General features: G+C 67.1%; 17 protein-coding genes. 13 read left to right on the plus strand and 4 right to left on the minus strand.

Going from position 1 to position 19,262, the window contains the following annotated elements:
- Nucleotides 1-13 precede the first annotated feature (13 nt).
- Nucleotides 14-1,255 carry a TIGR04063 family PEP-CTERM/XrtA system glycosyltransferase gene (locus tag AX676_RS05575; RefSeq protein WP_066480360.1) on the minus strand — a complete coding sequence of 414 codons (1,242 nt, stop codon included), beginning with the start codon at nt 1,253-1,255 and terminating at the stop codon, nt 14-16.
- Between the two features lie 63 nt (nt 1,256-1,318).
- On the opposite strand from AX676_RS05575, the gene AX676_RS05580 reads away from it, so the two are divergent.
- From AX676_RS05580 to AX676_RS05590, 3 genes are read left to right on the plus strand one after another with little or no spacing between them, the layout of a single operon-like run.
- Nucleotides 1,319-1,510, plus strand: coding sequence for a hypothetical protein (locus AX676_RS05580; protein ID WP_066480358.1), 192 nt, complete (start codon nt 1,319-1,321; stop codon nt 1,508-1,510).
- On the plus strand, nt 1,503-2,855 hold the full coding sequence (locus AX676_RS05585; RefSeq protein ID WP_066480356.1) for a DUF5935 domain-containing protein: 1,353 nt from the start codon (nt 1,503-1,505) through the stop codon (nt 2,853-2,855). The genes AX676_RS05580 and AX676_RS05585 overlap by 8 nt, the downstream gene beginning before the upstream one ends.
- On the plus strand, nt 2,852-3,931 hold the full coding sequence (locus AX676_RS05590) for an acyltransferase family protein (RefSeq protein WP_066480354.1): 1,080 nt from the start codon (nt 2,852-2,854) through the stop codon (nt 3,929-3,931). Before AX676_RS05585 ends, AX676_RS05590 begins: the two co-directional genes overlap by 4 nt.
- A gap of 27 nt (nt 3,932-3,958) precedes the next feature.
- Here the strand turns inward: AX676_RS05590 and AX676_RS05595 are convergent, their stop codons facing one another.
- Nucleotides 3,959-4,516 carry a type 1 glutamine amidotransferase domain-containing protein gene (locus tag AX676_RS05595; RefSeq protein ID WP_066480352.1) on the minus strand — a complete coding sequence of 186 codons (558 nt, stop codon included), beginning with the start codon at nt 4,514-4,516 and terminating at the stop codon, nt 3,959-3,961.
- Nucleotides 4,517-4,624: 108 nt separating this feature from the next.
- Here AX676_RS05595 and AX676_RS05600 point away from each other — a divergent pair, with 108 nt between their 5' ends.
- The 3 genes from AX676_RS05600 (at nt 4,625) to AX676_RS05610 (ending at nt 7,866) form a co-directional block, all read left to right on the plus strand.
- The gene (locus tag AX676_RS05600; RefSeq protein WP_231726018.1) at nt 4,625-5,659 is read left to right on the plus strand and encodes a DNA topoisomerase IB; all 1,035 of its coding nucleotides are present in this window, start codon (nt 4,625-4,627) and stop codon (nt 5,657-5,659) included.
- A 14-nt stretch (nt 5,660-5,673) separates the two neighbouring features.
- Complete coding sequence (locus AX676_RS05605; RefSeq protein ID WP_066480350.1) at nt 5,674-6,861, plus strand: mechanosensitive ion channel family protein; 1,188 nt, start codon at nt 5,674-5,676, stop codon at nt 6,859-6,861.
- A gap of 63 nt (nt 6,862-6,924) precedes the next feature.
- Entirely contained in the window at nt 6,925-7,866 is a 942-nt protein-coding gene (locus AX676_RS05610) for a phosphatase PAP2 family protein (protein WP_066480349.1), read from the plus strand.
- Nucleotides 7,867-7,872: 6 nt separating this feature from the next.
- Here the strand turns inward: AX676_RS05610 and putA are convergent, their stop codons facing one another.
- Entirely contained in the window at nt 7,873-10,983 is a 3,111-nt protein-coding gene (putA, locus tag AX676_RS05615; protein ID WP_231726467.1) for a bifunctional proline dehydrogenase/L-glutamate gamma-semialdehyde dehydrogenase PutA, read from the minus strand.
- A 134-nt stretch (nt 10,984-11,117) separates the two neighbouring features.
- On the opposite strand from putA, the gene AX676_RS05620 reads away from it, so the two are divergent.
- From AX676_RS05620 to AX676_RS05640, 5 genes are all read left to right on the plus strand, one after another.
- A complete protein-coding gene (locus AX676_RS05620) occupies nt 11,118-11,573 on the plus strand; it encodes a MaoC family dehydratase (protein WP_197417056.1) in 456 nt (151 codons plus the stop codon).
- A 13-nt stretch (nt 11,574-11,586) separates the two neighbouring features.
- Nucleotides 11,587-12,132: a carboxymuconolactone decarboxylase family protein gene (locus AX676_RS05625; protein WP_066480343.1), complete on the plus strand. Its 546-nt coding sequence runs from the start codon at nt 11,587-11,589 to the stop codon at nt 12,130-12,132.
- An 11-nt stretch (nt 12,133-12,143) separates the two neighbouring features.
- Nucleotides 12,144-13,322: an acetyl-CoA C-acyltransferase gene (locus tag AX676_RS05630; protein ID WP_066480342.1), complete on the plus strand. Its 1,179-nt coding sequence runs from the start codon at nt 12,144-12,146 to the stop codon at nt 13,320-13,322.
- A gap of 165 nt (nt 13,323-13,487) precedes the next feature.
- Nucleotides 13,488-13,973 (plus strand): pyridoxamine 5'-phosphate oxidase family protein, encoded by a 486-nt coding sequence (locus AX676_RS05635; protein ID WP_082730928.1) that lies wholly within the window; start codon nt 13,488-13,490, stop codon nt 13,971-13,973.
- Nucleotides 13,974-14,041: 68 nt separating this feature from the next.
- The gene (locus tag AX676_RS05640) at nt 14,042-14,410 is read left to right on the plus strand and encodes a YkvA family protein (RefSeq protein ID WP_066480341.1); all 369 of its coding nucleotides are present in this window, start codon (nt 14,042-14,044) and stop codon (nt 14,408-14,410) included.
- Nucleotides 14,411-14,440: 30 nt separating this feature from the next.
- On the opposite strand, the gene AX676_RS05645 is transcribed toward AX676_RS05640, so the two are convergent.
- Nucleotides 14,441-15,673 carry a polyhydroxyalkanoate depolymerase gene (locus tag AX676_RS05645; protein WP_066480339.1) on the minus strand — a complete coding sequence of 411 codons (1,233 nt, stop codon included), beginning with the start codon at nt 15,671-15,673 and terminating at the stop codon, nt 14,441-14,443.
- Nucleotides 15,674-15,839: 166 nt separating this feature from the next.
- Here AX676_RS05645 and AX676_RS05650 point away from each other — a divergent pair, with 166 nt between their 5' ends.
- A complete protein-coding gene (locus tag AX676_RS05650; RefSeq protein WP_082730929.1) occupies nt 15,840-17,708 on the plus strand; it encodes an ABC transporter transmembrane domain-containing protein in 1,869 nt (622 codons plus the stop codon).
- A 10-nt stretch (nt 17,709-17,718) separates the two neighbouring features.
- Nucleotides 17,719-18,885: a saccharopine dehydrogenase family protein gene (locus tag AX676_RS05655; RefSeq protein WP_066480337.1), complete on the plus strand. Its 1,167-nt coding sequence runs from the start codon at nt 17,719-17,721 to the stop codon at nt 18,883-18,885.
- Nucleotides 18,886-19,262 lie beyond the last annotated feature (377 nt).

Below are 19,262 nucleotides of genomic sequence, written 5' to 3' on the forward strand. Positions count from 1 at the left end.
ACAAAGGACTGATTCAACCTGGCTGGAACGGTAAACGCGACCATGACACACCCGTTTCGGCGGCTTCGACGAGCCCTTGATAGACCGGTTGATAACGCGAAATATTTGACGACCAGTTACGCTCGCCCTCGACGAACGCGCGCGCGCGGACGCGACGCGCATCCCAGCACGGCCGATCCGCCAGCAAATCGGCAAGCGCCGTTGCGATGGCCATCGGATCGTCCGGCGCGAACAGCGTCCCGGTGTCGCCGTCGCGAATCAGTTCGCGATGACCGCCGACATCGGACGCCGCCACCAGGCGGCACTGCGCCATCGCTTCGAGCGGCTTGAGCGGGGTCACCAGGTCGGTCAGCCGCATCCGCTTGCGCGGATAGGCCAGGATATCGATGACGCTGTAATAGCGGTCGACCTGATCATGCGGCACGCGACCGATGAAATGAATGTGCGCGGCCGCGGGCGACGCCGCCGCCTGGGCGCGCAGCTCGGCCTCCTGCGGGCCGCCGCCGACCAGGATCAGCCGCGCGCCGGGGCGGCGGGCGACCAGTGCGGGCATCGCCGCGATCAGATCGTCGAGCCCCTCATAGGGATAGAAGCTGCCGATGAAGCCGATCGTCTCCGCGCCCTCCAGACCCAGCTCGGCCATCAGCGCGGCATCGGGCGGCGGCGGCGCGCCGAACAGATGCAGGTCGACCCCGTTAGGCGAAACGATGATCTTGCGATCGTCCACGCCGCGCGCGACGAGGTCGCGCTTCAGCCCCTCGCAGATGACGGCCACGGCGTCGGCCCGACGCACCGCCCAGCCTTCGGCCCAGCGGGTCAGGCGATACCGCGCCGAGCCCTCACGCCCGGTGCCGTTGCCGACGGCTGCGTCCTCCCAGAACGCCCGGATTTCGTAGACGAGCGGCACGCGCAGCGTCCGTGCCGCGCGCAACGCGGCGAGCGCGTTCAGCACCGGCGAATGCGCATGCAGCACGTCCGCTCGCCACGCGCGCGCGACATCGACGATCCGGCGCGCAAAGCCGTCGATCTCCCGCCATTCGCCGAGCGGCGTCGGCGCGGGATTGGGCGCCGGCGTGCGGAAGAAGCGCAGGCCGTCGATCGTTTCCTCGCTGACCCGCATGTCGCCCTGGCGCGGCCCGGTAACGCCCGCCACATCCCAGCCGCGGCCCTGCGATGCCTTCAGGATCGCGCGGGTGCGGAAGGTATAGCCGCTGTGCAGCGGCAGGCTGTGGTCGAGCACGTGCAGGATGCGCATGGCCGGTTCCCTGCCATGCCAGTGTTTAACGCCGCGATAACTCGACCCGGCCTAAACGGGGCCATGATCGACAATTTCTCGCTCGCGGTCAGCCACGGCCTGATGTTGCTGGCGGCGTGGCTGCTGCTGCGCCGGCCGGACCTGGATCGCGAGGACGCGGGCGGACGCGGTGCCCGCGCGGCACCGGGCGGGTGGCGCCGGCGCGCGCGCCCGGAAGCCGGTCCGGAAACCGGCGCGGAAGTCCGCGATGCGTGACTATTTCTTCCTGCTGTTCCTGGCGTTGATCTTCGGCGCGGGGTTCCGGCGACCGTTCCTGTTCGTGCTCGCCTATGTCTATATCGACATCGTCGCGCCGCAGCGGCTGACCTATCTGTTGCTCAATTCGATCCCGATCTCGCTGATCGCGGCGGGGCTGGCGGTCGCGGCATGGGCGGCGTTCGACGACAAACGCGACACGCGTGTCGCCCCGCGCCAGCTGGTGATGGCGATGCTGCTCGCCTATTGCTGGTACACGACGCGCAACGCCGATTTCCCGATCGAGGCGGCCGACAAATGGGACTGGGTGTGGAAGGCGCTGGCCTTCGCCATCTTCCTGCCGCTGACCTTGCGCACCCGGTTGCGGATCGAGGCGCTGCTGCTGTTCATGGTCCTGTCGGCGTCGTCGATCGTCATCGTCGGCGGCATCAAGACCTTGGCGTCGGGCGGGGGCTATGGCGCGCTCAACCTGATGGTCGCCAACAATGCCGGGTTGTACGAGGGATCGACGATCTCGACCGTCGCGATCGCGATCGTGCCACTGGTGCTGTGGCTTGGTCGCTTCGGCACGATCATCCCCGCCGACCGGCGCACCCGCTGGTTCAGCTTTGCGCTGACCTTTGCCTGCCTGCTGATCCCGATCGGCACCTCGACCCGGACCGGCGTGCTGTGCATCGCGCTGCTCGCCGCGCTGATGCTGCGCGATGTACGTCGCCGCGCCGCCTATTTGGCGGGCGTCATGGTCCTGGGGCTGATCGCGGTGCCCTTCCTCCCCGCCGCCTTCACCCAGCGCGTCTCGACGATCGGCACCTATCAGGCCGACGCCAGCGCCTCGACCCGCATCGCGGTGTGGCAGTGGACGATCGACTATGCGCGCGAACACCCGCTGGGCGGCGGGTTCGAGGCCTATCGCCAGAACCGGATCCGCTATGACAAGGTGCGCGTCGAGGGCGAGGGCAACAACGTCGCGGTCGCCCGCGATCTGGAGGTCGACGCGGCGCGCGCCTATCACAGCGCCTATTTCGAGATGCTGGGCGAACAGGGCTACATCGGCCTGGCGCTGTGGCTGACGATCCAGCTGGGCGGGCTGTGGCGCATGGAGGTGCTGCGCCGGCGCTATCGCGATGCCCCGGCCGGACAGGCCTGGATCGCCCCGCTCGCCACCGCGCTCCAGCACGGCCAGCTCATCTACCTGCTCGGCGCGTCGTTCGTCGGCATCGCGTTCCAGCCCTTCATGCTGATGCTGGTCGGCGCGCAGATAGGCCTCGACACCTATCTGGGCCGCATCCGGCGCGCGGCGGGATTTCGTCCGATGATCCAGCGCCGCACCGCCGCCGCGACATGACCGGGCGCGTCGACCTGCGCGCGCTGACCAGTGCGCGCGGTATCGCCGCCTGGCTGGTGGTGCTCTATCACCTGCGCCTGTCGATCGCCGGCCTGCCACCCACGATCGTCGCGTGGCTGGCCAAGGGCTATCTGGCGGTCGATTTCTTCTTCCTGCTCTCCGGCTTCGTGATCTGGCTGAGCTGGCACGAGCGCTTCCATGCACGCGGCTGGCGTGTCGCCGGGGAGTTCGTTCAGCGCCGCGTCGCGCGGATCTGGCCACTGCACCTGTTCATGCTCGGCTTTGCGGTGATGCTGGCGGCGTTGCTCGCGCTGACGGGTCGCGCATTGCCCGGCGAATTCGTCGTCGCCGAACTGCCGCTGCATGTCGTGCTGGTGCATAATTGGGGCTTCACCGCCGATCTTGGCTGGAATGTGCCTTCCTGGTCGATCAGCACCGAGGCGGCCGCCTATCTGCTGTTCGTACCGCTCTGCCTTTTGGTGGACTGGCGACGGTGGCCAAGCTGGCTGCTGTTCGGCGTGATCGTCCTGCTCGGCATATGCCTGTGGCGCTTTTTCGCGGCGCTGGGGCATCCGACCCTGGGCCAGGACATCGCACACACCGGACTGGTGCGCTGCCTCGTCGAGTTCGTGATCGGCACCCTCGTCGGCGCGCTTTGGCACCGCTGGCACGCCGCGTCGCGACATGTGCTCTGGCCGGCGATCATGCTGGGTTTCGCCGCGGTGATCGCGCTGCCCGAGCCGCTCGGCGTGCCGCTCGGCTTCGCCGCGCTCTTGCTGGCGCTCGCGCTGAGCGCCGGTGGTGCGGGTCATCCCCTGGAGGGCCGGGTACTGCATTTTCTCGGTGAGATCAGCTACGCGACCTATCTCGGCCACGCCCTGATCTGGATCGCGTTCAAGCTCGCGCTGGTCCGCGATGCGAGCCATGTCCCGCCCGTGCAGATCGGCCTCTACCTCGTCCTGCTGCTCGCCGGGTCGATCCTGCTTTATCGCTGCGTCGAGCTGCCCGCGCAGCGCGCGATCAACCGCGTGAGATGGCGCCGGCAGCAGCGACAGGGCAGCGCAACCGTGCCCTGAGCGCCGCCGCCGGCGGATTGCGCGCGGTCAGGCCGGCTCCGCGCTCACCTTGGCCAGCATCTCGATGATGGCGCGATTGAACGCGGGAATGTCGTCGGGCTTCCGGCTGGTGATCAGCTGGCCGTCCACCACCACTTCCGCGTCGACGACATTTGCGCCGGCATTGGCGAGATCGGTACGCAGCGACGGCCAGCTCGTCACGCGACGCCCCTCGACCACATCGGCCTCGACCAGCAGCCAGGGCGCATGGCAGATCGCGGCCACCGGCTTTTCATCCTGGAAGAATGCCTCGACGATTTCGACCGCGCGATCTTCCATCCGCAGCCGGTCGGGGTTGGCGACGCCGCCGGGCAGGACGAGTGCGTCGTAATCGTCGATGTCGACCTGATCGAAGGTCAGGTCGGGGGTGATTTCGCGCGCGGGCGTGTCATCGTTCACGACCCCCTTGATCGGGTCGGTATCGATCGAGGCCAGCGTGACGCGGGCACCGGCATCGAGCAGCGCCTGGCGCGGGTCGAACAGTTCGGATTGCTCGAAGCCATTGGTGGCGAGCATCAAGACATGGACATGGGACAAGTCGGTCATCGTTCATTCTCCTGTGCACTGAAAGGTCGGTCAGTGTCTGCAATGCGAACCCGCCACCGCGCCGCAGTGTTCCGGAACGAACGACGTGGTGGGACATTATTCCGACCGGTGGCCAACGAACCTGACATCTCCGTAGCGATCGATCGGCTCGTTTTCGTCGACGACGGCGCGCCGGGCATCACTCGGCGCCTGGTCCGCGGCAAATGGGGCTATTGGGACGCGCGGGGCGCGCGCATCACCGACCGTGATGAAATCGACCGGCTGAACGCGGTCGCACTGCCGCCCGCCTATCAGCGCGCATGGTTCTGCCCCGATCCGCGCGGTCATATCCAGGCCACCGGCTTCGATGAAAAGGGCCGCAAGCAGTATCGCTATCACCCCGATTTCCGCGCGGCGCAGGAGGCCGCCAAGTTCGACCGCTGCGCAAGTTTCGGCGAGCGGCTGCCCCGCCTGCGCGCGCGGGTCGAAGCGGATTTGAACGGCCGGGCGCTGAGCCGCGAACGCGCCATCGCCGCGGTCGTCCGGCTGCTCGATCTGGGCCGGGTGCGCATCGGCAACGAAGGCTATGCGCGCACCAACAAGAGTTACGGCGCGACGACACTGCGCAAGCGCCACGCCGCACTCAAAGGCCATACGCTACGGCTTCAATATCGGGCAAAGTCGGGGCGGCTGTGCGTGGTGACGCTGACCGACCGATCGCTCAGCCGGTTCGTCAAGCGGGTTCAGGACCTGCCCGGCCAGCATCTGTTCCGCTGGATCGACGCGGCGGGCGAGGCGCGCCCGGTTACGTCGAGCGACGTCAACGACTATATCCGTGCGGCGATGGGCGAAGCGTTCAGCGCCAAGCATTTCCGCACCTGGGGGGCGAGCGTCATCGCTTTTCACGCGCTGGTTCAGGCTGGCGGACGGCTGCCGCTCAAGGCACTGCTGGAGCCGGTCGTCGCTGCGCTGGGCAACACACCGGCGGTGGCGCGCAAATCCTATGTCCACCCCCGGCTGATCGACGCGTGTCGCGGCGTTGCGCCGCTGCCCGAGCCGCTGCTTCGCCTGCCGCGCCAAACGCGCTATCTGGAGCGGGCGGAACGTGGCCTGATCGCGCTGTTGAGGGCCGACGATCCGCAGCTTTCCGCCAAGGCTGCCTGAAAGACCGATAACGCATGACCCAGACGAACGCGGCCACCGCCGCGACGACTTCCACCCCCATCAATCCCGAACGGCTACGCACCAGCGCCGAGCGCCTCGTGGTCGACAGTGTCACCTGGCTCGAATCCCACTGGCTCCAGATCCTGATCGCGGTCGGCATCGCTTCGCTGATCGTCGTGGCGCTATTGGTCGTTCGCGGCTGGGCGCGACGCTATTGCGAGCGCGACCAGAAGATGCTCGGCTGGGGCAAGGTGCTGGGACGCGTCGTGTCGCGGACCGGGCGCTTCTTCATCGTCATGGTCGCCGCAAAGATCGTCTCGGGCTATGCCTATGCCCCCGACGCGGTCGCGCGCACGATCGATTTCCTGTTCACCGTCGCCGCGGTGTTCCAGGCGGCGATCTGGGCACGCGAGCTGATCCTTGGCGTGATCGAGCGCAGGACGGAGAGCGAGACCTACACGCACGAATCGCTGGCCAGCGCGATCGGGATCATCCGGCTGCTGGTGACGGTGGCGCTGTTCGCGATCGCGCTGATCGTCGTGCTCGACAATCTGGGGGTCAACGTGACCGGCCTCGTCGCGGGTCTGGGTGTCGGCGGCATCGCGATCGGCCTTGCCGCGCAGGGCATCTTCGCCGACCTGTTCGCGGCGCTGTCGATCATCTTCGACAAGCCGTTCCGGCGCGGCGATGCGGTCACGCTGGACACCACGAGCGGCTCGATCGAGGCGATCGGCCTGAAATCGACCCGCATCCGCGCACTGACCGGCGAGGAAGTGGTGATCGCCAACAAGAACCTGCTCGACAAGCAGATCGGCAACAACACGCTGCGCACCCATCGCCGCCAGAAATGGACGCTTGGCCTGATCTACCAGACCCCGGCGGATCGCTGTGCGGCCGTTCCCGGCCTGCTGCGCGAAGTTGTCGAGGCGGAGGGTGGGGTGTTCGTGCGTGCCGGCTTTGTCGGGTTCGGCGCATCGAGCCTCGACTTCGAGCTTGAGTTCGATACACCCGGCGCAGACTTCGACAGTTTCTATGCCGCGCGCTCGGCGATCGGGCTGGCCATCCTGCGCCGGTTCAACGACGAAGGGCTCGACTTCGCCTATCCCACGCAGACGACCTTCACCGCGGCGCCCGACGGGACGATGGTGCTCCCCTATGCGAGCGTTCAGCCGGTCAAGGACATCAGCGCCGAGGGCGCGTGATCTTCACCCGGCGTTTACCATAGCGCGCCTAGACCCTGCCCACGGATCGGCGGGCGGGGCAGCATGGACGACGCGGAACTTCGGCGCTGCCGCCAGGCGACATTGCTGAGCGCGATCGTGGCGCTGGCGGTAATGATCGCCGCGCCGATACTGACCGGCTTTCGCGTCGACCTGCTGTCCTTCCGGGCGCCAATGATCCTGGCCGCGGTCCTCGCGCTCTTTCTCCCCTATAGCCGCTGGCGCGGCATGGCGCGGCTTTGCACCGCACTCGAATGCGGCGCGCTGACGCTGATCATGGGGCTGCCGGTGGTGGTCCTTTCCTTCGCCGCGATGCGGCTGGCCTTTCCGCTGGCGGACGCGACGCTGATCGCGGCGGATCGCGCCATCGGCTTCGACTGGGTGGCGACGGTCATCGCGGTCGACAGACTGCCGATGCTCGCGCGGCTGTTGACCTATGCCTATTCCTCCTTCGGCTTCCAGCTGCTGTTCCTGCCGATGCTGCTCGCGCTGCTGGGGCATCGCGCGCGCGCCTATCGCTTCGTGCTCGGCTATGTCCTGCTATGTGCGATCGCGACCGCGATCGGCACCTTCTTTCCCGCACTCGGGGCCTATGAAGGCCATGGATTCGATCCGCGCCGGCTGCAGCATGTCGACAGCTGGTTCGGCTTTTTCTTCCTGGAGACCTTCCACGCGTTGCGCAGCGCCCCCGATTTCGTGCTGTCCGCCGACAACACCGCCGGCATCGTCACCTTCCCCTCGATCCACGCCGGCATCGCGGCGTTGTGCGCGTGGGCGGCGTGGGACTCACGGCTGCTGCGGGCTCCGCTGCTCGTGCTCAACCTGCTGATGGCGTTCTCCGCGCTGACGAACGGGGCCCATTATCTGGTCGACGTGCTGGCCGGCCTTGCGGTCGCGGTGGTGACGATCGCGGCGGTCAAGCGGCTGACCACCGTCCGCGCGGGCGGACAGGCCGCACCCGCCATGGCCGTCCCCCGTCCGGCCTGACGCGGCTCAGCCGCCCTCGTCGAGGCTGAGCAGCGACGCATTGCCGCCCGCGCTGGTCGTGTCGACCGACACCGCACGCTCGGCACAGAAACGCGGCAGGTAATTGGGGCCGCCCGCCTTTGGCCCGGTGCCCGACAGCCCCTCGCCCCCGAACGGCTGGACACCGACCACCGCCCCGATCATCGACCGGTTGATATAGAGGTTGCCGACTTCCGCGCGCGCCTCCGCAATCTCGGCCGACCGCGCGATGCGGCTGTGCAGGCCCATGGTCAGGCCGAAGCCCTTGGCGTTGACCCGATCGATCGTGCGGGTCAGCTCGCCCGCCGGCCAGGTGGCGACATGCAGCAGCGGCCCGAACCACTCGGCGGTCAGATCCTCGATCGCGTGCAGCCGGATCAGCGTCGGCGGCACGAAATGCCCTTCGCCGGGCACCGGCACGGTCTTCAGCCACTCACGCTTGCGTTGCTCACGATAGGCCATCAGCCGGTCATAGGCCGCCCGGTCGATGACCGGGCCGACATCGGTGCGCGGATCACCCGGATCGCCGACCACCAGAAGCTCCATCGCGCCGCGCAGCATCTCGATAATCGGCTCGGCCACTTCCTCTTGAAGAACGAGGAGGCGCAGCGCCGAACAACGCTGACCCGCGGAGCGGAAGGCCGAGGTGATGACGTCCTGAACCACCTGTTCGGGCAGCGCGGTCGAATCGACGATCATCGCATTGATGCCGCCGGTCTCCGCGATCAGCGGCACGATCGGCCGGTCATCATCGGCGAGCAGGCTGCGCGCGATGCGCTTGGCGGTGGCGGTCGACCCAGTGAAGGCGACCCCAGCCACACGATGGTCGGCGACCAGCGCTGCGCCGGCCTCCGCCCCGCCGGGCAACAGCACCAGCGCATCGCGCGGCACGCCGGCCTGGTGCGCCAGCTCGACCGCACGCGCGGCGATGCGCGGCGTCTGCGGTGCGGGTTTGGCGACGACCGTGTTGCCCGCGACCAGCGCGGCGGTGTTCTGGCCGGTGAAGATGGCCAGGGGGAAGTTCCACGGCGCGATCGTCGCCCACACCCCGCGCCCCTCCATGCGCAGCACGTTGCGCTCGCCCGTCGGCCCGGGGAGCGTCAGCGGGGCGAGGCGACGGCGCGCCTGCAGGGCATAATAGCGGCAGAAATCGGCCGCCTCGCGAATCTCGCCCAGCGCGTCGGGGATCGTCTTGAACGCTTCATGGACGCACAGCGCCATGAGTTCGGTGCGGTTTGCCTCGATCAGATCGGCATAGCGTTCGAGGATCGCGGCGCGGGTGTCCAGCGGGGTGGCGGACCAGGCGGGGAAAGCAGTGTCGGCGCGCCCAATTGCGCTTCCGACCCCGTTCGTTTCGAGCGAAGTCGAGAAACCTGCGCCGGTGGGGGAACGTGTCTCGACTTCGCTCGACACGGACGGAGTGGAGGATGACTGCGCTAGCCCCTCCCGTTGAGCTTCGCTCGCCTGCGGCTCAGGGGAGGCGTTGGGGTGGGAACCATCCACCCCGCGCGGTGCTTGCGGCACGGCCCTACCCCCATCCCCTCCCCTCAAGGTCAGGGGCTTAGCGGCAATCTCGCTCGCCACCTTCGCCAGCACGTCGCGCTCGGCCAGGTCCACGCCTTCGCTGTTGCGCCAATCGCCATACAGGTCGCGCGGCAAGGGAATGCTCGGGTGCCGCGATCCACCCACCGCAGCGACCTTCTCGACCGGATCGGCGAGCAGTTCCGTGTCGCTCAGCCCCGCATCCGCGAGCTGGTGGACGAAGCTCGAGTTCGCGCCATTTTCCAGCAGCCGCCGGACGAGATAGGCGAGCAGGTCGCGGTGCCCGCCGACCGGCGCATAGATGCGGCATTTATAGCCATGCTCGCGCACCAGCCGCTCATACAGGCCCTCGCCCATGCCGTGCAGCCGCTGAAACTCGAAATCGCGCGCATTGCCCGCCCATTCGATGATCGTGGCGACCGTCAGCGCATTGTGGCTCGCGAACGCGGGCGCGATGTTCGGCGCGTCAAGCATGTCGCGCGCGCAGGCGAGGTAGGAGACGTCGGTCGCCGCCTTGCGCGTGAACAGCGGATAGTCGCTCAAGCCTTCGACCTGGGTCTTCTTGATCTCGCTGTCCCAATAGGCACCCTTGACCAGCCGCACGTTCATCACCCGGCCCAGCCCGTTGGCCCAGTCGATCACCGCTCGTGCGCGCTTGCCATAGGCCTGGACCGCCATGCCATAACCGTCCCAGCCCTTCAGCTCGGGACGGCGCGCAACATGGCCGATGATCTCCAGGCTCATCGCCAGGCGCTCGCTCTCCTCGGCATCGACGGTCAGCGCGATGCCCTGCGCCGCACTTTCCGACGCCAGCTGCGCCAGCATGTCGGCGAGTTCGGGGACGCAGCGATCCCAGTTGGCAACCTCGTAGCGCGGGTGAAGCGCCGACAGCTTGACCGACACCGAATGCCCGGCGCGCGGGTCGCCGCCGACCGCGCGGATCGCGCGGAAATAGGATTCGAAATAGCGTTCGGCGTCTGCCTTCGTCCGTGCCGCCTCACCCAGCATGTCGAAGCTGGCGGTGAAGCCGGCATGTTCGGGCTTCTTCATGCGGCGCATCGCCTCGTCGATGGTGCGGCCCATCACGAAGACCTCGCCCATCATTTTCATCGCGGCACCGACCGCCTGGCGGACGAACGGCTCGCCCGCGCGACTGAGCAGGCGCTTCAACGGCCCCGCCTCGCCCTCGCCCACCAGCGCGCGGCCGACGACCAGACCCCAGGTGGCGGAATTGACCAGCGCGCTGTTCGACTTGCCCGCATGCGCGCGCCAGTCTGCGTCGCCCAGCTTGTCGGCGATCAGCAGGTCGGCGGTTTCGGGGTCGGGCACGCGCAGGAACGCCTCCGCCAGGCTGAGCAGCGCGACGCCCTCGGACGAATTGAGGCGATATTCCTGCAGGAACTGGTTCACCCAGCCGCGATTCTGCGCCGCGCGCAGATCAGCGATCAGCCCGCCGGCGTGATCGATCACCCGCTCACGCGAATCATGCGTCAGCCGCGCGCGGTCGATCAGCGGTTTTAGAACGTCGGGTTCGCTCGCCCGATGCAGCTGTGCCATGGAATTGCGGGTGGATGACGGTACGACTTCCGACATTTTCCTGTTTCCGGTTGGGCGGGCTTGCGGGACTGGCCCCTGACCGCCTATTTGCGTTCGCGAGCGCTATGGAACGAAAGCGCCGCGAGGGGAATGCCGTGGAGACGATCACGATCGAGCAGCTTGGCGCGCGGATCGGCAGCCTGCGGGTTTCCGACTGGATCACCGTCGACCAGGCGATGATCGACAAGTTCGCGGACGCGACCGGCGATCACCAGTTCATCCATGTCGACTCCGTCCGCGCCGCGCAGACGCCGTTCGGCGGCACGATCGCGCATGGTTTCCTGACGCTTTCGCTGCTGTCGCAGATGAGCCAGACGACCGACCAGCCGGCGATCGCCGGCGTGCGGATGGGCGTCAACTATGGCAGCGACAAGGTGCGATTCCTGTCGCCCGTCCGATCGGGCAAGCGCGTGCGCGGCCATTTCAAGCTCGTTTCTCTGGAAGAAAAGCGCCCCGGACAATGGCAGCAGATGAATGAAGTGACGGTCGAGATCGAAGGCGAAGACAAGCCCGCGCTGATCGCCGAATGGATCAGCCAGATTTTCGTATGACGGAGCGCCCCGCATGAGCCGCGTCGAACCGCTGCAACGCCCGTACCCGCCGGAGTTCGACGCGCGGATGAAGGTGCTCATGCGCGGCGCCGAGCCGCTGGTCCTGTTCACGACGCTCGCAAAGCATGCGCGGGCGTGGGAGAAGTTCGGCGGCGGCTCGCTGCTCGACCGCAATTCCCCGTTGTCGATGCGCGCGCGTGAGATCGTGATCGACCGGACGACCGCACGCTGTGGATGCGAATATGAGTGGGGCGTGCATATCGCCGGTTTCGCCGCGCATGTGGGCCTGACGCCGGAACAGATTTTCGCGACGGTCCATGGCGGCGCCACCGATCCCGCGTGGCCGGCGGACGAGCAGGTGTTGATCGCCACCGTGGATGCGCTGCTGGACCACAAAAAGCTCACCGATGCCGAATGGGAGGCGGCGCGCGCGGTATTCGACGAAGCACAAGTGATCGAAATCATCCAGCTTGTTGGCTTTTATCATGGCGTGGCGCTGATCTGCGGTGCGCTCGACCTTCCCCTCGAGGCGACTGCCGTTCGCTTCCCCGCTGCCTAAGGAGAATCACCATGCGTTCAGCCGTCATCGTTTCCACTGCCCGCACCCCGATCGGGCGCGCCTATCGTGGCGGGTTCAACAATCTGCCCGCCCCCACGCTCGCCAGCCATTCGATCAAGGCGGCGGTGGAACGCGCCGGCATCGATCCCGGCGAGGTGAAGGACGTCGTGTTCGGCGCGGCGCTGCAACAGGGCACGCAGGCCGGCAATATCGCCCGTAACGCCGCGCTGCGATCGGGCCTGCCGATCTCGGTCGCGGGCATGTCGCTCGATCGCCAATGCGCTTCGGGCCTGATGGCGATCGCCACCGCCGCCAAGCAGATCATCGTGGACAACATGGACATCACCATCGGCGGCGGCGTCGAATCGATCAGCCTGGTCCAGACGCCGCAGATGCGCGTCCAGCCCGATCCCGAGCTGCTGGCGATGCACAACGACATCTACATGCCGATGCTGCAGACCGCCGAAATCGTCGCCAAGCGGTACGGCATCAGCCGCGAGCGCCAGGACGAATATGCGCTCCAGTCGCAGCAGCGTACCGCCGCCGCCCAGGCAGCGGGCAAGTTCGATGACGAGATTGTCCCGGTCACCGCGACGATGGCGATGACCAACAAGGAAACCAAGGAGGTCACCCACCACGAAGTCACGGTGACCAAGGACGAGGGCAATCGTCCCGAAACCACGCTCGCCGGCCTCAACGGCCTGCAGCCGGTGATGGGACCCGACGCGTTCATCACCGCCGGCAATGCCAGCCAGCTGTCCGACGGCAGCTCGGCCGCCGTGCTGATGGAGGAAAAGCTCGCCGAACAGCGCGGCCTGACCCCGCTGGGGCGCTATGTCGGCATGGCGGTGGCGGGCACCAAGCCCGACGAGATGGGTATCGGCCCGGTCTATGCGATCCCGGCGCTGCTCGAACGCTTCAACCTCAAGATGGACGATATCGGCCTGTGGGAGCTGAACGAGGCGTTCGCGGTTCAGGTGCTCTATTGCCAGGACAAGCTGGGCATTCCGAACGACCTGCTCAACGTCGATGGCGGGGCGATCTCGATCGGCCACCCCTATGGCATGTCGGGCGCCCGGATGACCGGTCACGCACTGATCGAGGGCAAGCGCCGCGGCGCCAAATATGTCGTCGTGACGATGTGCGTCGGCGGCGGCATGGGCGCGGCGGGGCTTTTCGAGGTGCTGTAACGCCACCGGCATCGCCGGTCGCTGTCCGGCACCGCACGATCTGACACGATTCAACGGAACCCCGATCGTCCATGCGGTCGGGGTTCTTCGTTTCAGGCGTGCCGTTGGGATACGCCGCGCGCTTTGATCGTTGCCCTCCTGTCCCCCAACGACAGGAGCATGACGATGGACCAGATGCAGAATGGCGATGCCGCCGCCGTCCGAGAGCGGATGTGGAAGAAGATGGCGTCGAGCCCGTTCGTGATGATCAAGCTGATGGCGAGCGAGGATCATGCCGAGCCGATGACTGCGCAGCTCGATCCGGACGCCGACAGCGCTTTCTGGTTCTACACCCGCCACGACAACCGCATCGCGCCCGGTGGCCCGGCGATGGCGCAGTTCGTCGCGAAGGACCATACGATCTTCGCGTGCATTCACGGCACGCTGACCCAGGAAACCGACCCGGCGGTGATCGACAAATACTGGTCGAACATGGTCGAGGCGTGGTTCGACGGCGGTCGCCAGGACCCGGCGCTGCGCATGATGCGCTTTGACCTGATCGACGCCGAAATCTGGGAAGGCGATGAATCGCTGGCCGGCAAGTTCAAGATGCTGACGGGCATGAAGATCAAGCCGAGCGAAGCGGGTCGTCACGTCGAAACCGCGCTTTGAGATGGCGTGGCCGGGGCCATGCGTCCCGGCCGCTTGACCCCGGCGAGCGCGCGCGCAATGCGTCGGCCATGGGGCCGAGCTTTGCATATCGCATCCGGGTCGAGGCGCACGCGGTGTGGCTGGCCGCGCGCGATCCGCGCACGCCGATAGCAGCGAAGCTGGTCGGCCTGCTGATCGCTGCCTATGCCCTCTCGCCGATCGACCTGATACCCGATTTCATTCCGGTGCTCGGCCTGCTCGACGAGGCGGTGATCATCCCGCTGGGCGTCTGGCTGTTCGAGCGCATGATTCCGCGCGCGCAGCTCGCCGAGCATCGCGCGGAGGCCGAACGCGCGTCGACACGACCCGTCAGCCGCGCGGGGATTGCGATCGTACTTGGGATATGGGCGCTGGCAATTGCGGCCGGCTATGCGTTCGTGCGCACGCGCTACGACTAGATCCCGCCCGCGCCTGTCCGCGAAGCGTCGTCAGCCTGCGTGCGCGGCCATCCACTTTTCGACGATCGGGGCAATCCGGGTCCGCCACTTCGATCCGTTGAAAATGCCGTAATGCCCGACATTGGGGGCCATGTGATAGTGCTTGAGCGCGGCGGGCAGTGACGTCGCAAGCGACAATGCCGCCTTGGTCTGGCCCAGCCCCGAAATGTCATCGCGCTCACCCTCGATCGCGAGCAGCGCGATGTCGCGAATGGCGCCCGGATCGACCCGTTTGCCGCGATGAAGCATCTCGCCCTTCGGCAGCGCGTGCTCCTGAAACACCACGCGCACCGTCTGGAGATAGAATTCCGCGGTCATGTCGCAGACCGCCCGGTATTCGTCGTAGAACGCCATCGTCGCCTCGGCATTCTCGTCGTCGCCCTCGACCAGATGCTTGAACATCTCCCAATGGCTGATCAGATGGTTGCCCAGGTTCATCGTCATGAAGCCGGCGAGCTGAAGGAAGCCCGGATAGACCCGCCGCCCCGCGCCCGGATAGGTCATCGGCACGGTCGCGATCACATTCTGCTCGAACCACGCGTGCGGACGCTCGGTCGCCAGCGTGTTGACGGCGGTCGGCGCTTCGCGCGTGTCGATCGGCCCGCCCATCAGGGTGACGGTGCGCGGGCGGTGGGGATGATCCTCCGCCGCCATGATCGCGGTCGCGGCATAGCAGGGCACCGACGGCTGGCACACTGCCAGCATGTGCGCGCGCGGATCGCCTTCGGCCCCGATCACGCTCAGGAATTCGATGACATAGTCGATATAGTCGTCGAGGTCGAAGCTGCCGTCGGCCAGCGACACCAGCTTGGCATCGCGCCAGTCGGTGATGTAGACGTCGGCGACCGGCAGCATCCGCTCGACCGTACCGCGCAGCAGCGTGGCATAATGCCCCGACATCGGCGCGACGATCAGCAATTTCGGACCCCCGGTCACGCCTTCGCGCACGAACCGCTTGAGCTGGCCGAACGGTTTTTGGAGGACGATTTCCTCGTGCACTGCGACGCTGCAGCCGTCGACGACCGTGTGACTCAGGCCAAAGGGCGGCTTGCCGCGCGGCGCGGAAGCATGCGCGAACACCTCGAGCGCGGAGGCGAGCACCGGGCCACCGCCGAAATAAGCGAAGGGATTGGCGGGGTTGTGCAACCAACCGGCGCTGAAATTGGCGAGTGCGCTTGCGCCGGCCAGCATCGAGCGTTGCAGTTCATAACCTTCGTACAGCATCAGATTTCCAATTCCCCACGTCGCATCTGCCCCATGCGCACGATCCCGACCGCTATAGAGCAAAGGCATTAACCCGCAATGATCGTCTTTGCCCCGAATGATTTGGCGTTTTAATGCGCGCACGGTGTTTCCCGCCGCCGCCAATGACGCTAGGCGGGAAGGCACCATGGCAGATCAAGTTCCGCCCCCCGCCGCGCGCGCCGTCGATCCCGACGCCGGTGTCCAGCTTCCCACCGCGTCGGCGAACGGTCCGGAAGGCGCCAATGGCGACCCCGCCGCGGCAGCCGGCCGACGGATCAGCAACCTTCGGATCGTGTGGGGCTATACCCTGCGCTATCCGGTACAACTGACATTGGCGATCGTCGCGCTGTTGATTGCGGCGGGCGCGACATTGTGGGTGCCGCGCACCTTTCAGCAGGTCGTCGACAACGGGTTCGCCGCCGGTTCCGACCCGGCGAGCATCGCGCCCTATTTCCAGGGGCTGTTGATGGTCGTCGTCGTGCTCGCCTGCGCGACTGCGATGCGGTTCTATTTCGTGTCGTGGCTGGGCGAGAAGACGGTGGCCGACATGCGCGCCGCGGTACACCGCAACCTGCTGCGCATGCCGCCGGGCTGGTTCGAGGAGAACCGCCCGTCGGAAATCGCGTCGCGCCTGACCGCCGACACCGCGATCGTCGAACAGGTCGTCGGCACGACGGTGTCGGTGGCGCTGCGCAACCTGTTGGTGGGCGTGGGCGGGGTCATCTATCTCTTCACGCTCGCACCCAAGCTCGCGCTCTACCTGATCGTCGGCATTCCGGTGATCGTCCTGCCGATCGTCTGGCTGGGCGGCCGCGTGCGCAAATTCTCGCGCTCAAGCCAGGACCGGGTTGCCGACATCGGTGCGATGGCAGCCGAAACGCTGGGCGCGATGAAAATCGTCCAGGCCTTTGGCCAGGAAGGGCGCGAGGCCGACCGCTTCGAAGGCGCGGTCAGTCGCGGTTTCGCCGCCGCGCAGCAGCGTTTCGCGACGCGCGCGATCATGACGGCGCTGGTCATCGCGATCCTGTTCAGCGCGGTCACGCTGATCATGTGGGACGCGGTGTCCGATGTCGCGGCCGGCCGGGTCAGCGGCGGCGCGATCACCGCATTCGTGATCACCGCGGGCCTGGTCACCGGGTCGTTCGGCGCGTTGACGGAGGTCTATGGCGATCTGTTGCGCGCATCGGGTGCGGCGGGGCGGCTGGCGGAACTGCTGGCGCAGGAGCCCGAGATCAGGGCACCGGCCAACCCGATTCCGCTGCCGCGACCGCCCGCCGGCGCCGTCACCTTCGACCGGGTGAGCTTTCGCTATCCCACCCGCCGCGAAGTGCTGGCACTCGACCAGTTCAGCCTGAACATCGCCGCGGGCGAGACGGTGGCGGTGGTCGGCCCGTCGGGTGCGGGCAAGTCGACGCTGTTCCAGCTGATCCAGCGCTTCTACGATCCCGAGGGCGGCGAGATCCGCATCGACGGCGTGCCGATCCACCTGGCCGACCCGGCCGAGGTGCGCGGCCGCATCGCGATGGTGCCTCAGGACACGGTGATCTTTGCCGCATCGGCACGCGACAATCTGCGCTACGGCCGGTGGGACGCGAGCGACGAGGAGCTGTGGACCGCCGCCGCCGCCGCCAATGCCGAGCAGTTCCTGAAGGCGCTGCCGGGCGGGCTCGACACCTTTCTGGGCGAGGGCGGCGCGCGGTTGTCCGGCGGCCAGCGCCAGCGCATCGCGATCGCGCGCGCGCTGTTGCGCGACGCGCCCGTGCTGCTGCTCGACGAGGCGACGTCGGCACTCGATGCGGAGAGCGAGCGGCTGGTCCAGGATGCGCTCGAGCGGCTGATGACCGGGCGCACGACGCTGGTCATCGCGCACCGGCTGGCGACGGTGCGCGCCGCCCAGCGAATCGTGGTGATGAACGAGGGACGCATCGTCGAGACCGGCAGCCATGCCGAGCTGATCGCCGCAGGCGGCCTTTATGCGCGGCTGGCGGCGCTGCAATTCAACGAAGCCGCCTGAGGAGAGGGAAATGGCCGAGTTCGATATCATCGTCTATGGCGCGACCGGGTTCACCGGGCGGCTGGTCGCCGAATATCTGGCGCGCGAATATGGCGACGGGTCGCTGCGCTGGGCGATGGCGGGCCGCTCGCTGACCAAGCTGCAGGAAGTCCGCGACGAAATCGGCGCGCCCGCCGATATCCCGATGCTCACCGCCAATGCCGACGACCCCGCGTCGCTGGCACAGATGGTTGCGCGCGCGACCGTGCTGCTCACCACCGTCGGCCCCTATCAGCTCTATGGCAACGATCTGGTCGCGGCGTGCGCGGCCGCGGGCACGGCCTATGTCGACCTGTGCGGCGAACCCGCGTGGATGCGCCACATGATCGACCGCCATGCGGCGACGGCGCAAACGAGCGGCGCGCGCATTGTGTTCTCCTGCGGCTTCGATTCGATCCCGTTCGACCTGGGCGTCTACACGCTTCAGGAGGCCGCGCGCGACAAGTTCGGTGCGCCCGCCCCACGCGTCAAATGCCGCATCCGCACGATGAAGGGCACGTTTTCGGGCGGCACCTTTGCCAGCGCCAAGGCGACGATGGTCGCGGCCGCGAAAGACCCGTCGATCTTCAAGCTGCTGATCGATCCGTTCGCGCTGACCCCGGGTTTCGAAGGGCCGTCGCAGCCTAAGGGGCTGTTGCCCGAATATGATGCGGCGGTCGGCGGCTGGGTCGCGCCGTTCGTCATGGCGCCGATCAACACCAAGAATGTTCACCGCACCAATGCGCTGCTCGGCCACCCGTACGGCACCGATTTCGTCTATGACGAAATGGTCATCGCCGGGCTGGGCGAGATGGGCAAGGCCGCGGCCGAGGCGCTGGCGAAGCTAAATCCGATGGCCGGCGACAAGGGACCGAAGCCCGGCGAAGGCCCGTCGAAGGAAGAGCGCGACAGCGGCCATTACGACCTGCTGTTCATCGGCGAGATGCCCGACGGCGCGCGTGTCGAGGCCGTCGTCACCGGTGACCGCGACCCCGGCTATGGTTCGACCAGCAAGATGATCGCCGAAAGTGCGATCTGCCTGGTTCGCGACGTGCCGGCCGAGGGCAAGGGCGGCATCTGGACCCCAGGCGGACTGATGGCCGAACCGCTGCGTGAGCGGCTGCGCGCGCATGCCGGGCTGACGTTCGTCGCGGGGTGAGGCCGTGACGGCACGTTTGCGTGCGCGCGTCTCACGTAAGCCGTTCGTATCGAGCGCAGTCGAGATGCGCCGCACCGCATGGGCAGACGCTTCTCGACTTCGCTCGAAGCGAACGGAAGTCAGGCGAGAGGTAGGCGAGAGCATTTTCAAGTCAGGTGGAATCACCTGGCGACGCGGAAAATGAGGAAAATAAAAGACAAAAGAGCGTGATCCGCTTCAACCAAAGTGGATCACGCAATGGAGCCTGATGACGTTGGAGTCACTCGCTCTCCAATGACTTCCTCGTCACCCCGGCCTTGTGCCGGGGTCTACCGGGCCGCGCAGTTCCGGCGGTTGTGACCTGTGGCACCGTGGCCCCCGGCACAAGGCCGGGGTGA

Source organism: Sphingomonas sp. CCH21-G11 (assembly GCF_001555965.1).
Lineage (GTDB): Bacteria > Pseudomonadota > Alphaproteobacteria > Sphingomonadales > Sphingomonadaceae > Sphingomonas.

Coding starts and splice junctions, on each gene's coding strand:
- AX676_RS05575 (WP_066480360.1), bottom strand. CDS start 1,255: ATGCGCATCCTGCACGTGCTCGACCACAGCCTGCCGCTGCACAGCGGC.
- AX676_RS05580 (WP_066480358.1), top strand. CDS start 1,319: ATGATCGACAATTTCTCGCTCGCGGTCAGCCACGGCCTGATGTTGCTG.
- AX676_RS05585 (WP_066480356.1), top strand. CDS start 1,503: ATGCGTGACTATTTCTTCCTGCTGTTCCTGGCGTTGATCTTCGGCGCG.
- AX676_RS05590 (WP_066480354.1), top strand. CDS start 2,852: ATGACCGGGCGCGTCGACCTGCGCGCGCTGACCAGTGCGCGCGGTATC.
- AX676_RS05595 (WP_066480352.1), bottom strand. CDS start 4,516: ATGACCGACTTGTCCCATGTCCATGTCTTGATGCTCGCCACCAATGGC.
- AX676_RS05605 (WP_066480350.1), top strand. CDS start 5,674: ATGACCCAGACGAACGCGGCCACCGCCGCGACGACTTCCACCCCCATC.
- AX676_RS05610 (WP_066480349.1), top strand. CDS start 6,925: ATGGACGACGCGGAACTTCGGCGCTGCCGCCAGGCGACATTGCTGAGC.
- putA (WP_231726467.1), bottom strand. CDS start 10,983: ATGGCACAGCTGCATCGGGCGAGCGAACCCGACGTTCTAAAACCGCTG.
- AX676_RS05625 (WP_066480343.1), top strand. CDS start 11,587: ATGAGCCGCGTCGAACCGCTGCAACGCCCGTACCCGCCGGAGTTCGAC.
- AX676_RS05630 (WP_066480342.1), top strand. CDS start 12,144: ATGCGTTCAGCCGTCATCGTTTCCACTGCCCGCACCCCGATCGGGCGC.
- AX676_RS05635 (WP_082730928.1), top strand. CDS start 13,488: ATGGACCAGATGCAGAATGGCGATGCCGCCGCCGTCCGAGAGCGGATG.
- AX676_RS05640 (WP_066480341.1), top strand. CDS start 14,042: ATGGGGCCGAGCTTTGCATATCGCATCCGGGTCGAGGCGCACGCGGTG.
- AX676_RS05645 (WP_066480339.1), bottom strand. CDS start 15,673: ATGCTGTACGAAGGTTATGAACTGCAACGCTCGATGCTGGCCGGCGCA.
- AX676_RS05650 (WP_082730929.1), top strand. CDS start 15,840: ATGGCAGATCAAGTTCCGCCCCCCGCCGCGCGCGCCGTCGATCCCGAC.
- AX676_RS05655 (WP_066480337.1), top strand. CDS start 17,719: ATGGCCGAGTTCGATATCATCGTCTATGGCGCGACCGGGTTCACCGGG.